A 12,503-nucleotide genomic window follows, 5' to 3' on the forward strand; every position below is an offset into this window, starting at 1 on the left:
CTGTCAACACCTGGCAGTAGCTTAACAAGATTATTCTTATTTAAAAGAAAAAAAATATAGCGGCTAATTATCTGCCGCTATAGATTATTGCCAATATTTTACTCATTTATACGTGTTTTAAGCTCAGCCAGTTCGACTGCCCGGGCGTACAAACCACCCTTGGAAACAAGCTCCTGGTGAGTACCTGTTTCTACCACTCTGCCGCCAGTTAAATACACCACCCGGTCAGAAGCCATGATGGTAGACATTCGATGGGTAATAATAAAGGTTGTTCGTCCAGCTCCTGCTTGCCTGATCGCCGCCATAACCTGCTTTTCAGTATGAGCGTCAAGCGCGGCAGTCGGTTCATCTAAAAGCAGTATTGCCGGTTCTGTAATGATTGCCCTGGCAATGGCAACACGCTGCCGTTGACCACCAGACAGACGGCCTCCTAATTCACCAACAACAGTATCATAGCCCTGTGGCAATTCCATAATAAAATCATATGCATTGGCCAAGCTGGCAGCTGCTTCAACCTGGCTCATAGTGGCAACAGGACGGCCGTAGCGAATATTCTCCAATATAGACGTATTAAATAAGATGGGTTCCTGCTGGATAAAGCCGATATGCCGCCGCAGTGCGCTGATTTTAAGGTCTTTGATATTGACACCATCTAAGTAAATATCGCCACTTTCCGGATCATAAAACCGCAAAAGCAGATTTGCAAATGAAGATTTGCCAGCACCGCTCGGCCCAACAATTGCAATAACTTCGCCAGGCTGTGTAATAATATTTATATTATCAAGGACAGGCTTGCCCTCCTGGTAAGCAAATGACACGTTCCTGAATTCTACCTGTCCCTTGGCCTCCGGCATTTCGCGATAACCGTCGACTACTACCGGTGTTTGCTCATCAAGCAAGCCGCTGATACGTTCCCAAGCCACAGCACCAAGTTTAAGGTGGGTCAAAGCCTGGCTAATTTTGCGTATTGGCATAGGTACATTAATGATATAGACAAGAAAAGCAAACATGCCGCCGATACTAAGGTCCCCATTAATGACTTCCCGCCCACCGTACCAAACAATAATCGTTAAGCCGATAGCGGCAAGAAACTCAACCAGTGGCATCAGAATGGCACTAAGACGCTGGGCTTTGAGCAAATCACCAGCTGCCTGCTGAATCTTATCGCTGAATTTCTGGTATTCGTAGTCTTCCCTGACGTAACTCTGCACGACCATAACAGATACCAATGACTGCTGAACAATTGATGTCACCTTAGCCAAGGTGTGCTCGACAAGGGCCCCTAACCTACCAATCTTGTTGTTAAAAAAACTGATTGCCACAATAATAAAGGGCAAAGTGGCAAATGTAACCATTGCCAATTCCCAATCAAAATAAATCATAATCGCCATAATGGCTAGCAGGTTAAGCGACTCGACAATAACGTCAGGAATACCTACTGTAACTGCTTGCTGAATAAACAAAAGATCATTAGTAAACAATGAAATAAGGTCGCCAGATGGCGTCTTCATGAAATAGGCATAGTCCAGTGACTGCAGCTTACTAAACATATCTTCCCGCAATCTAGCTAACATCTTGTTACCAGCCTTAGCCATAATGTAACCATAAAAGTAGGAGAACAAGCCACGGATAAGGTATAGCAACACTATCCCGGCAGTAATAAAATGCAAAAATGCAAGATTAGCGCCAGATAGCGCATCATCAATCAACAGCTTGACTACGAGCGGCGCCGCTAAACCGGCTGCACTGGCGACAATAAAACTCACTACCGCCGTTAGAGCCGGTAACCAGTGGGGCACTATGAACTTGCGCCAGTAAAAAGTTAACATAAATATATCTCCATGCAATATGCTTAGCTTGACTACTTATATTGTGTCAGTTACTATACTTAAATACAATCATTTCTAAGAAACTCCTGCAAAAACAACAGCTTTAGATTAAATAAAAATGGGAAGGCCGACAACGCCTTCCCTTTTGTTAGTTTACATCACCCGGCGGGCGCCGACATAGCGCGGACCCCAATAGCTACTGTCCATGCGGTCAATAGCAACACCCCGACTAGACGTAGCACTTATAAATTTGCCATCACCAATGTAGATTCCACTATGGGATGCTCCTGAAGCATAGGTGCTGAAGAACACCAAATCACCAGGTTGGAGACGGCTATAGGATACACCTCGGCCAACTTCAAACTGTTCGTCAGCCATTCGCGGCAGATAAATCCCGCTTTGCCCAAAAATATACCGGGTAAAGCCGGAACAATCGAAACCATTGGGACTTGTTCCACCAAATACATAAGGAACACCTGTATAACGCATAGAGCTTTGGATGATGCGCCGTACCGAAGCGGTGGAGGAATCACGGCTAGCAGGTATATCCCGCCCCATCAGGGCGCGATAAGTCTGTGCTCCGACTACACCATCGGCTTCAAGACCACGGGCCTTTTGAAAGGCCCTAACAGCGCTGACTGTTACGTCGCCGAAATCACCATCAGCTGTACCCGCATTAAAGCCAAGATTATTGAGCTGAGCTTGAATGGTGGCTACATCTGACCCCTGGTCGCCGGCCTCGAATGTCCCCGACGCATGGGCAAAGGAAGCTGTCCCAAAAACGAGACAAACCGCGACAATAAACCCGAAAAACTTTTGCAATTTTGGTTTCTCCTCTCGGTGGCCTCCGAGGTTAGCTGACGGGTTAGGGTTGCAGGCACCCTACCTAAAAAGCTGGCGCTTTTTAAGTTTCACCCCACGAATTGGTTCCCCCGTACCTGAGCTGGATTCGGCTTTCTACAATGCTCACTATAATATATTCGACTTTAATTTAAAAAATCCTGCCCAAAATCGTGTTTTTTTTACAATTATTAGGGCAGCCATTTGTTTTTTATAAAAGGGTTTGTTCTCTATTTTTTTCCTGCTGCTGTCCAAGCTCGGCCCGGAGCCAGTAAAGCGGACGCTGTTTTACCTCTTCAAAGATTCGTCCAACGTATTCGCCGATAATGCCAATCCCGGCCAATTGTAAACCGCCTAAGAGTAAGATACTCGCAGTAATTGTCGCCCAACCGGGAACAGCTTCACTAGTAAAGAGCCTAATGTAGAGAACATGCAGTGTTAGAACAATGCTGCCAAACCCTAGGGCAATGCCAGCATAAAAAGCAAAGCGAAGCGGTGTCTTAGAGTAGGCGGTGATACCGTCAAGGGCAAAATGCAGCATTCTTTTTAAAGAGAACTTAGATTGTCCGGCGAATCGTTTAGGAGCGACAAATTCAACTTTAGTTTGCCGGTAACCAATAGCGCTAATCATCCCCCGAATAAATCTGGCCCGTTCCCGAAAGCGACAAAAACTCTCTACCACTTTCCTATCCAATAATCTAAAATCAGAACCGCCTTCAGTTACCCGCACATTAGACATGGCATTCATCAGTTTATAAAACATGCCTGACGTAAAACTTTTAAACCAGGAAACACCCTCAGTATTTATTCTTACTGTTTGGACTACCTGAAACCCTTCTTCCCATTTTTCAATCAGTTGCGGCAACATCTCAGGCGGATGCTGCATGTCACCATCCATAGTGATTACAGCCGCTCCTTTCGCATAGTCCAATCCACAAGTCAAGGCTACCTGGTGTCCAAAATTACGAGCCATAATCAGCGCCCTTACCCGCCCATCCTCATTAGCTAGCCGCTCCAAAATAAGTGGTGTCGCATCGCTTGAGCCATCGTCGATAAAAATAAGCTCAAAACAGTAGTCCAGCTGCTTCATATGTTTAACAACTTCCTGATAAAAGTTGTTGATATTATCTTGTTCATTAAATACCGGCACAACAATAGATATCAAATCATTACTCAAAACCATAACATTCCATCCTCCTTGTCACCACTATATTATACATTGCCAGCCTGTGATTGCAATTAAATTTTACATAAATTAGCCAGCTCCGACAACAAAACGCAGCTTAGTGCAGTTATCCTCAGAACGTGCTTCTCTTTATACTATCATTAGCATCTATGAGTGAATTATTAAAGCCTGCTCTGTAAATTAACAAAGCAGGCTTTAATGTTGGTAACCTCAGTTTTTTACAGCTTGATATCCTGACGCAAGACGACAGCATCATGCAGATAAACATGCTTGATATCCTGTTGCTGCGCATCAGTATTCCAGAGAATCAACACGCGAATACAAAGCGGCAAAGCATCAGTACACTCTATCTCCTGTGTCCCAAACAGCGGCACCTGAATCCAGCCGAGCTTTCTTGCACCAGCCGCAGGAAAAGCTGAGTTTAGGTCAGGGGTAGAGCTAAATATTACAGCACCAATGTCCTCTGTAACTATCGCATTTTCCCGCGCTATTTCCGAAAGAAGTTCAGCCACGCGCTCAAAGATTTCTTCACGATTATTGGCTGTAACAGTTGTTGCACCACGAACGCCGCGTAGCATAGTCACCACTCCTAGAAAAAGAATTAGGAAAGTTTATAGTATACAATATACGCGCAAAATTCTTTTTTTCCTGCTTGTGTTGTAAATTACTTTAGTCATTATCCCGTTTTACCAGGTTTGTTACAGCGGCAGGAGTCGCATAAATGGCATCTCCACCAGCCGCATTCAGGGCAAACAGCATTGGTTTGATTCAGTTCAACATATTCTCCCTGTTCATATTCCTTCCAGCAAAAAAGTGTACCTGTCACTTTCCTTAACTTCACGCTCCGAGTGTCTACCCATAGCATTTGATCAAATACAGTAATTAATAACTCATGACAGTTATTTTCGTGATTATACCGGTAGTCCTCAGCTGGAAATACCTCAGGATCGTCTTTTAGGGTAAGAATAACATACAGGACACTATGATTCACTGCCCCACCTCCCGCATTTATCCGATGACTAAGTCGCTCTAAGACTCCCGCTTTCCTATGCCCTTTAGGGTATATAAGCGGGAGTTATACCCAAAGGGCACAGGCGAGCGTCTAAGTCCCTGGATAAGGTCGACTAAACTTCAGATGGGGTTAAAACCCCACCTGAAGCTAAGTCTATCTTTATTCTGTAAGAAAGTAATAACTTTCCGTCTGGATAAGGCAACATCGGCTTCCGCTTTCGCCAAGGCTCGGCGCAAGCCGTGTTTTCTTTATAAAACCTATGTATGCGTCAGGCAGTTTATACCCCAAGAACGTAAAACCTCAATCGTTTTAGCCGCAGCCTTATCAACACCAGGCTGCACTATTTCACTTAACTCTAGTCCAACATCGATAACAGCAGGCTGAATGCCGAGAACCACAACCTCTTTGACTGGTTCTTCTATAAGCTCCAATGCTGCCAACACATCCTGAATCCCCAGTTCATGCATCGACACCTTATCCCTAAAATAGGCTTTGACTTCCTCATTGGCAAACTGATAGAATTCGCCTGGCGCACAGCCACCGTTTACAGCATCAATAATGAGCAGTCGGTCAGCACCAGCGATAAATCTGAGCAGTTCCATCCCTAACGTGCCGCCATCTAAGACCTGCACGTTGTCTGGAAATGCATAGCGCCGGGTGAGTTCTTCAACCACCCGGACGCCAAAACCTTCGTCTTGCATTAAAATATTACCGACACCTAGAACAATGATCTTCTCCATAATCGAAGCTCCTATTTTGCCTTACTTTTCTTAGTATCTATTATGTCGCCTAGATCGTCAGGCTCTTCTTCCATGTACTTGATGCCCGAAAACATAGCAGATACCTCGCCGCCTTTTTCTGTAAAGTCAGCCCTGATCGCCATGTAAACATGAACGATAACAAATAGGATTATGAACCAAGCAACATAATGGTGAATCATGTGAACCATATACTCATTGACTAGCCAGTTGGTATATGGACCAAATATTTTTGCCAAAAACCGGTTTGGGTCGACCATGTAGTACATGGCAAAACCGGTAATAGCCTCAATTAAAAACATAAGATACACAGCCAAATAACCAGACCTGGCCAATGAATTTCTTAAATAAGGCCGGTGCTTGCTGCGCATGAACATATAGTGCATTTTGGTATCGATAATCCCTGTCCAGTAGAGCTTGGTCCACGGCTTAGGCAGCAGCCTGTCACCGGGATTAATGATAAAGCCGTAAATGCGTGGAATAAAAGAAATGACAAGCACGTAACCCGCAATAAAGTGGATATAGCGTATCACTTCCATGGACAACACATTGTTAACGGCAAATGTCGGTTCCATCCCTTGTGTACCTAAGAAAAAGGGATTGCCGATATACAGCCCAGTAAAAAACAGAATAAATGTACATATTACCATTACCCAGTGAAAAATCCGTGTCCACGGGCTAAACAGGTAATACGGTTTCATAGCTCCTTGGCGCATGACCGGTATTCCTCCTTTTTCTATAAATACGGGTCGGTGCGGACTACTGCAAGCTCCTTGCCCTCTTTGTCATACAGATGGGTTGCACAGGCCAGACAGGGGTCAAAGGAGTGAATAACCCTCAGTATTTCAAGCGGCTTTTCGGCAATCTTCACCTTAGTCTCTATCATACTGGATTCATAAGCACCATAACCGGCTTTGCCGTCTCGCGGACAGGCGTTCCAGGTGGAGGGAACAATAGCCTGATAGTTGTCAATCTTGCCGTTCTTAATTGTCACCCAGTGGCTAAGGCCACCGCGGGGTGCTTCATGCAGACCAACACCTTTGGCTTCTTTCGGCCAGCTTGCGGGATCCCAGGTGGCAGTGTTAGCTACTGTTGTATCGCCTGCCTTAATGTTATTTATCAGTTTATCCAGGAAATACTTGTTTATGTAGGCGCTTAGCTGAGCATCTAGGCCGCGGATAGCAGTCCGTCCAACAGTGCTGGGCATCCATTTTTCCGGTGGTAGGTTGAGTAGTTTTGATACTGCATCAATTTGGTCAACAATGAGTTTTTCCGCCCAGGTTGGCTGCTGAATAATTCCCTGTTTAACCTTGGTGTACACTACAATGTACTTAGCCAACGGGCCCACTTCCGCCATTTTCCCATTCCATTTTGGCGTTTTAACCCAGGAGTACTTTCCGGCTTCATCAAGGTATTTCCAATTGGTCTTAGTTCCTTCCTTGGGCGCGGTATACTGCGGACTGGTAACGCCACTCCAGGGATGAAGGTCTTTGCCTGCTTCAGGATAGCTATACCAGGAATGTTCGACACCTTCAGCCAGTACATTAGGATCGCTTAAATCTTTGCCTTCCAGCGGAAAGAAAGTTGCCTTAGACACACCCTGGCCAAAGTTCTCAACAACACCGCTTGAGTCGACCAATAGATTTTTGAAAAAATCGCCATTTGATGTCCCGCTATAGCGTTCATCCGGAAAATCACCAAAAGATAATACCCGCTGTCCAGCTAAGCCACCGCCATCCACATAACCTGCTTTGACAAAGAGCTCACCAATAACCAACAAATCAGGAATATAGAAATTATTAACTAGGTCAATCCCCAGGTTTACTGATGTATCAACTAATGCTAATCGTTCCGTGTTAACCGGTGCATTCATATCGTTCATCGAGATCGAGCACGGCATTCCACCGACTATGTAATGAGGATGAGGATTTTTCCCACCAAAAACAAGATGTGAATATACCAGTTCACGCTGGCGGTCAAGCATATTTAAATAGTGCGATACAGCCATGAGATGGGCTTCAGGCGGTAAGACATCATAGTCGGGATGTTCCCAGTAATGACCGGCAAAAATACCTAACTGGCCACTCTCGACAATCTTCTTTATTTTGTTTTGAATTTCTCTGAAATAAGCGGTAGTTGCTTTAGGGAAATCTTTGGGATAAGCATTGGTATCAAAACTAACAGGCCCCTCAAACTTTAGGCTGTACTTTTCCAACACTGTGTTCTGGAGAGCCGCTGTGGCTGCCGGGTCAGCTTTGAGAGCAGCAACCGGACTTACCCAGTCTAAAGCATGAAGGTGGTAAAAATGCACAGTATGATCATGAACCATTTGCGAGGCAGCAATGATATTGCGGATGTAGTTAGCATTTTTGGGGATTTCGATCCCTAGCGCATCTTCAACAGCCCTTAGGCTGCCTAATGCATGGACAGTAGTACATACACCACAGATGCGCTGGGCAAACATCCAGGAATCCCGAGGGTCTCGTCCCTTCAATATCAATTCAATTCCCCGCCAGGCGGTACCGCTTGACAAGGCGTCTTCAACTTTGCCGGTAGCTTCGTCAACTTTTATTTCAATTCGCAGGTGGCCCTCAATCCGGTTTATTGGGTCAACAACTATGCGTTTCATCTAAGCAGTTCCTCCTCGTCCCTATTCATTATCCTGGCCGCGTTCAGGCTTATGTTCATCAGTGCCTTCTGGCGAGTGTTCTGCTTTCGACTCATGCATTTTATGCTGAACATAGGATGCTATGCCATGAGCCACTACGCCAGCGGTAGTCACGCCAGCCAGGATAGCGCCAACTTTGTCTGCGTTGGCAATTGTATTAGGCACCGGAATGTTAGGCAAGCGCTCATAAAAAGGATCATTATCCCAGAAATTGTTAGCCGCACAGGCCACACAAGGCGCGCCTGATTGGATAGGATAGCTCATACCGTTCCACCAACGCATATTGCCACAGGAATTATAAGCCTCAGGTCCCCGGCAGCCTACCTTGTACAGACACCAGCCAGCTTTACTGGCCATGTCGTCAAACTTCTCAACAAACATGCCCGAATCAAAGAATGGGCGCCGGTAACAGGTATCATGAATGCGGTTGCCAAAGAATTGCTTTGGCCGTCCCTGATTATCAACAGGCGGCAGTTGCCCGAATAACACATAGTGCATGATTGTACCTGTCAAAACTTCAGGAATCGGCGGACAGCCAGGAACTTTGATAATAGGCTTACCGCTAATTACTTCACTTACAGCCACGGATTTAGTCGGATTAGGTCTGGCAGCCTGAATGCCACCCCAGGCGGCACAGGAACCATTTTCAATAATAGCTGCCGCATTTTGAGCAACATGTTTCAAGGTTTCAAGAATTGGTTTGCCGCCGACCATACAGTATATACCGTTTTCAGCAGTAGGTACAGCTCCTTCAAATATTAGAACATATTGACCAGCGTACTTTTTAATGGTTTCTTCCAAGTGATGCTCAAGCGGTTCGCCGGCTGCAGCGGCTAATACATCCATATATTCAAGAGCAATCATATTTAATACAAGATCTGAAGCTAGCGGTGACTGCGAGCGGATAAAGCTTTCATCACAGCCTGTACACTCGTGACCGTGGAGCCAAATAACTGGCAGCAGCGGCTTTTTATCAGCTGCTTCAATTACTTGAGGTAAAAATTCAGTGGATAAGCCCATCATGCTGGTCAGGGCCACGCATGTTTTTAGGAAGTCGCGCCGACCAATATTTTTCTTCTGGAATAATTCCCAAAGGGTATCCCGCTTTTCCATAGTCGCCCCCCTTAAAATAAGTATTCCTAACTAATCCCTTTATTTGGTATTCTCTCTTTTTTCTGAATTTCCTGTCCATTTTAGTTTGAAAGTAAAAATAATTATCCATTGATCTATTTTGTGAAATTCAGAGATTACGGCTGCCACATCCGCGCAATTATTCGGCTTTATTAGATTTCCTTTCCTGGGAGCATTTATACAGAAAACGAGATTGCCTTTCTCGCTTGCAATGACCGGATAACGGTATCATCATTGCGAACGGTAGTATAGCAATCTCGTTTTTCTCAATAACCTGTTATTTATCTCTGCAGCCTCGGCTGCACCAGGGTTCTTCCGCTAAATAATCTCCATCTGAGTAGTAATACGCTCTGGCGCGGCAGCCGCCACACAGTTGATCAAAACCGCAGGAACCGCAGCCGCCTTTGAGTGGTTCATGGCGAAGTTCCTTAAATACTTGACTATCCTGCCAGATTGCATCAAAGGCAGTTTCCCGCACATTGCCAACTTTCAGCGGCAGATACGGGCAAGGTTGCACATCACCGTTAGGCAGTATTACGCAATAAGTGGTTCCGGCCAGACACCCTCTGGTATAACGCATAGGTACGCCCCGCTCTTTGGCAATACGCATAAATTGTGGAGCGCACGTTGGTTTTAGCTCAATCGAAGTAGCTGCCTGCTTATCAAGAATACGTGTCAGCAGAGCTTCATACTGAGCGGTCTTTAGTGTTGTGTCTTCAATATCTTTCCCCCGACCTGCCGGCACCAGGAAAAAAATGTGATGAGCCACAGCACCGAGTTCAACAGCAAAGTCAGTAAGGTCTGTCACTTCGTTTTCATTCCAATTGCTCACTGTCGTATGGATTTGAAATGGCAAACCAGCCTCCCGGCAGGTTCTTATGCCTTCCATAGTCTGCTGCCAAGCTCCTTTAAGCCCGCGAAAAGTATCATGGCGCTCAGGGTCGCGACTGTCCACACTGATCCCTGCGCACATCAGTCCGGCAGACTTCAGCCTGGCAGGTACATCACCGGTAAGCATAATACCATTAGTGCCGAGAACAGGTCTAAGGCCAACTGAAGCAGCATGTGAGATGAGTTCATAGATATCGGGACGAAGCATGGGTTCACCGCCGCTTAAGATCATAATCTTAAAACCAGCTTTCGCTATCTCGCTGAGCAGTTTTTTTCCTTCGTCTGTGCTTAACTCATCTACCCGTTTAGCACCAGCATCACGATAACAGTGCACACAGTTAATGTTACACTGCTGAGTGGTATTCCATGAGATTATCATGCAGTTACTCCTTATAATCAGTAAGATAGCAGGCCGGATCTTCGCTCCATAGATCACCAGATACGGCTTCGGCTCTTATCCGACAGCCACCACAAAAACTTTTATACCGGCACTCGCCGCAACGGCCGGTGACATGGCTTTGTTTGTCACGAAGCTTGCACAAAAATTCATCCTGGGTATTTTGCCAAATTTGGCTGAACGGCTGCTTCCGTACATTGCCCAGCGACTTATGTCCCCAGAATTGACAGGCGTGAACATTGCCCTGCGGATCAACATTGGCCATTTTCTGCCCGGCTGAACACCCGCCATGCATAGACAGGAGTTCTTTAATTTCTGGCACGCGCTCAGGTTGGGTACGTTCAAAATATTGCAGAATATAAATCCCATCAGCATGGTTGTCAGTAGTAAGAATCTCAACCTCAATACCGCGCCGGTGGAAATCCAGTGTCCGTTCAATCAGAAGTTCTATAGTCTGGCGTTTTTGTTCTGGCGTGGTATCAAGTTCAGCCATCTCCCGGCCACGTCCGGCATATACCAGATGATACATACAGAAGCGAGGAATCTTTTCCCGCTCAACAATATCTAAAATATCAGGTAAAGTGTGATAGTTAAGTTTGTTCACAGTAAAGCGGATGCCTGTTTTGTTGCCCGCCGCAATTGAGTTGCGAATCCCTGCAATTGTTTCTTGAAATGCGCCTTTTTTGCCCCGAAAATAGTCATGGACTTCTTCATTACCGTCTACACTGACACCGACATACTGGAAACCAATATCTTTGATGCGTTTGGCCATCTCTGGTGTAATCAGCGTACCATTTGTCGAGATAACAGGGCGAATCCCCTTTTCAATGGTATACGCACCTAATTCAAACAAATCCTTCCGTACGAGCGGCTCACCACCGGAAAACAGTAAGACTGGCACCTTCATATCTGCCAAATCATCAATAAAAGCTTTAGCTTCAGCAGTTGTAAATTCTCCGGCATATTCACGGTCTTCGGCACAAATATAACAGTGCTGACAATTCAGATTACAGCGATTAGTCGAGTTCCATACGACAATCGGTGTTGCATCTGAAGAAAATTGAAGCATCTGTGGCGGCAAATGGCGCGAACTGCGGCCATATTTTACTATGTCCGACACGGTAGCTGTGCCGCAAAGCAATTTAGTGCAACCTATCATCTTTATTTATGTCTCCTTCGAAAATTAAGTTTAATGATAATTTCGACATTCCCCAGGGTGTTCCCTGCTGACATCCCCAAACTTTCCTACTATCTATTGAAAATTAGGTCCACTTAGATTTAGTTTAATTATGGCAAATTTTACAGACAAATACAAGTTAGAATACATAAAGAAAACACGGCTTGCGCCGAGCCTTTGGCGAAAGCGGAAGCCGATGTTGCCCTTATCCAGACGGATAAAAAACTCCCGGATTTTATTCCAGGAGTTTCAAGTTTGCTTATAATACTTTTTCTAAAGTATCGCCAATATCTTTTTGTGGACGGTAACCAGTAATCCTGCCGACTTCACTGCCGCCTTTAAAGACTATCAGCGTCGGAATGCTCATCACGTTGTATTGGCTGGCCAAAGCCTGCTGTTCATCAATATTTACCTTGGTTACAACTGCCCGGCCCTCAAAGTTTTTAGCCACTGCCTCAACTTCCGGTCCAACCATTTTGCAAGGGCCGCACCATGGAGCCCAAAAGTCTACTAGCACTGGTTTGTCAGACTTGAGTACAGCATCATTGAATTCAGTCATGCTTGCTATGGTAAGCACACTCATTTTTTCCGCCTCCTCATTTTTATTTATTATC

At 45.4% G+C, this 12,503-nt stretch carries 12 protein-coding genes and 1 riboswitch; all 12 genes read right to left on the reverse strand.

Annotation, left to right across the window (positions count from 1 at the left end; all coding sequences use genetic code 11):
• Positions 1 to 98 precede the first annotated feature (98 nt).
• A complete protein-coding gene (locus B9A22_RS12685) occupies positions 99 to 1,829 on the reverse strand; it encodes an ABC transporter ATP-binding protein (protein ID WP_084576102.1) in 1,731 nt (576 codons plus the stop codon).
• Between the two features lie 153 nt (positions 1,830 to 1,982).
• The gene (locus B9A22_RS12690) at positions 1,983 to 2,651 is read right to left on the reverse strand and encodes a C40 family peptidase (protein WP_084576103.1); all 669 of its coding nucleotides are present in this window, start codon (positions 2,649 to 2,651) and stop codon (positions 1,983 to 1,985) included.
• Between the two features lie 5 nt (positions 2,652 to 2,656).
• Positions 2,657 to 2,794: riboswitch (cyclic di-AMP (ydaO/yuaA leader) on the reverse strand.
• A gap of 86 nt (positions 2,795 to 2,880) precedes the next feature.
• A complete protein-coding gene (locus B9A22_RS12695) occupies positions 2,881 to 3,852 on the reverse strand; it encodes a glycosyltransferase family 2 protein (RefSeq protein ID WP_084576104.1) in 972 nt (323 codons plus the stop codon).
• Positions 3,853 to 4,073: 221 nt separating this feature from the next.
• Positions 4,074 to 4,433 carry a chorismate mutase gene (aroH, locus tag B9A22_RS12700; protein ID WP_084576105.1) on the reverse strand — a complete coding sequence of 120 codons (360 nt, stop codon included), beginning with the start codon at positions 4,431 to 4,433 and terminating at the stop codon, positions 4,074 to 4,076.
• A 98-nt stretch (positions 4,434 to 4,531) separates the two neighbouring features.
• A complete protein-coding gene (locus B9A22_RS12705) occupies positions 4,532 to 4,846 on the reverse strand; it encodes a hypothetical protein (protein WP_084576106.1) in 315 nt (104 codons plus the stop codon).
• 278 nt (positions 4,847 to 5,124) lie between these two features.
• Positions 5,125 to 5,607: a HyaD/HybD family hydrogenase maturation endopeptidase gene (locus B9A22_RS12710; protein WP_084576107.1), complete on the reverse strand. Its 483-nt coding sequence runs from the start codon at positions 5,605 to 5,607 to the stop codon at positions 5,125 to 5,127.
• An 11-nt stretch (positions 5,608 to 5,618) separates the two neighbouring features.
• Entirely contained in the window at positions 5,619 to 6,341 is a 723-nt protein-coding gene (gene cybH / locus B9A22_RS12715; RefSeq protein WP_084576108.1) for a Ni/Fe-hydrogenase, b-type cytochrome subunit, read from the reverse strand.
• A gap of 20 nt (positions 6,342 to 6,361) precedes the next feature.
• A complete protein-coding gene (locus tag B9A22_RS12720; protein ID WP_084576109.1) occupies positions 6,362 to 8,254 on the reverse strand; it encodes a nickel-dependent hydrogenase large subunit in 1,893 nt (630 codons plus the stop codon).
• Between the two features lie 21 nt (positions 8,255 to 8,275).
• Positions 8,276 to 9,406: a hydrogenase small subunit gene (locus tag B9A22_RS12725; protein WP_084576110.1), complete on the reverse strand. Its 1,131-nt coding sequence runs from the start codon at positions 9,404 to 9,406 to the stop codon at positions 8,276 to 8,278.
• A 295-nt stretch (positions 9,407 to 9,701) separates the two neighbouring features.
• Entirely contained in the window at positions 9,702 to 10,694 is a 993-nt protein-coding gene (gene nirJ2 / locus B9A22_RS12730) for a putative heme d1 biosynthesis radical SAM protein NirJ2 (protein WP_084576111.1), read from the reverse strand.
• 4 nt (positions 10,695 to 10,698) lie between these two features.
• Positions 10,699 to 11,871 carry a radical SAM/SPASM domain-containing protein gene (locus tag B9A22_RS12735; RefSeq protein WP_084576112.1) on the reverse strand — a complete coding sequence of 391 codons (1,173 nt, stop codon included), beginning with the start codon at positions 11,869 to 11,871 and terminating at the stop codon, positions 10,699 to 10,701.
• A 277-nt stretch (positions 11,872 to 12,148) separates the two neighbouring features.
• Complete coding sequence (gene trxA / locus B9A22_RS12740; RefSeq protein WP_084576113.1) at positions 12,149 to 12,472, reverse strand: thioredoxin; 324 nt, start codon at positions 12,470 to 12,472, stop codon at positions 12,149 to 12,151.
• Positions 12,473 to 12,503 lie beyond the last annotated feature (31 nt).

It is taken from the genome of Sporomusa malonica, from assembly GCF_900176355.1.
Lineage (GTDB): Bacteria > Bacillota > Negativicutes > Sporomusales > Sporomusaceae > Sporomusa > Sporomusa malonica.

Bases quoted from the DNA above. Each gene is read 5' to 3' on its own strand.
- B9A22_RS12685 (WP_084576102.1), bottom strand. From the start codon at position 1,829: ATGTTAACTTTTTACTGGCGCAAGTTCATAGTGCCCCACTGGTTACCG.
- B9A22_RS12695 (WP_084576104.1), bottom strand. From the start codon at position 3,852: ATGGTTTTGAGTAATGATTTGATATCTATTGTTGTGCCGGTATTTAAT.
- aroH (WP_084576105.1), bottom strand. From the start codon at position 4,433: ATGCTACGCGGCGTTCGTGGTGCAACAACTGTTACAGCCAATAATCGT.
- B9A22_RS12710 (WP_084576107.1), bottom strand. From the start codon at position 5,607: ATGGAGAAGATCATTGTTCTAGGTGTCGGTAATATTTTAATGCAAGAC.
- cybH (WP_084576108.1), bottom strand. From the start codon at position 6,341: ATGCGCCAAGGAGCTATGAAACCGTATTACCTGTTTAGCCCGTGGACA.
- B9A22_RS12720 (WP_084576109.1), bottom strand. From the start codon at position 8,254: ATGAAACGCATAGTTGTTGACCCAATAAACCGGATTGAGGGCCACCTG.
- B9A22_RS12725 (WP_084576110.1), bottom strand. From the start codon at position 9,406: ATGGAAAAGCGGGATACCCTTTGGGAATTATTCCAGAAGAAAAATATT.
- nirJ2 (WP_084576111.1), bottom strand. From the start codon at position 10,694: ATGATAATCTCATGGAATACCACTCAGCAGTGTAACATTAACTGTGTG.
- B9A22_RS12735 (WP_084576112.1), bottom strand. From the start codon at position 11,871: ATGATAGGTTGCACTAAATTGCTTTGCGGCACAGCTACCGTGTCGGAC.
- trxA (WP_084576113.1), bottom strand. From the start codon at position 12,472: ATGAGTGTGCTTACCATAGCAAGCATGACTGAATTCAATGATGCTGTA.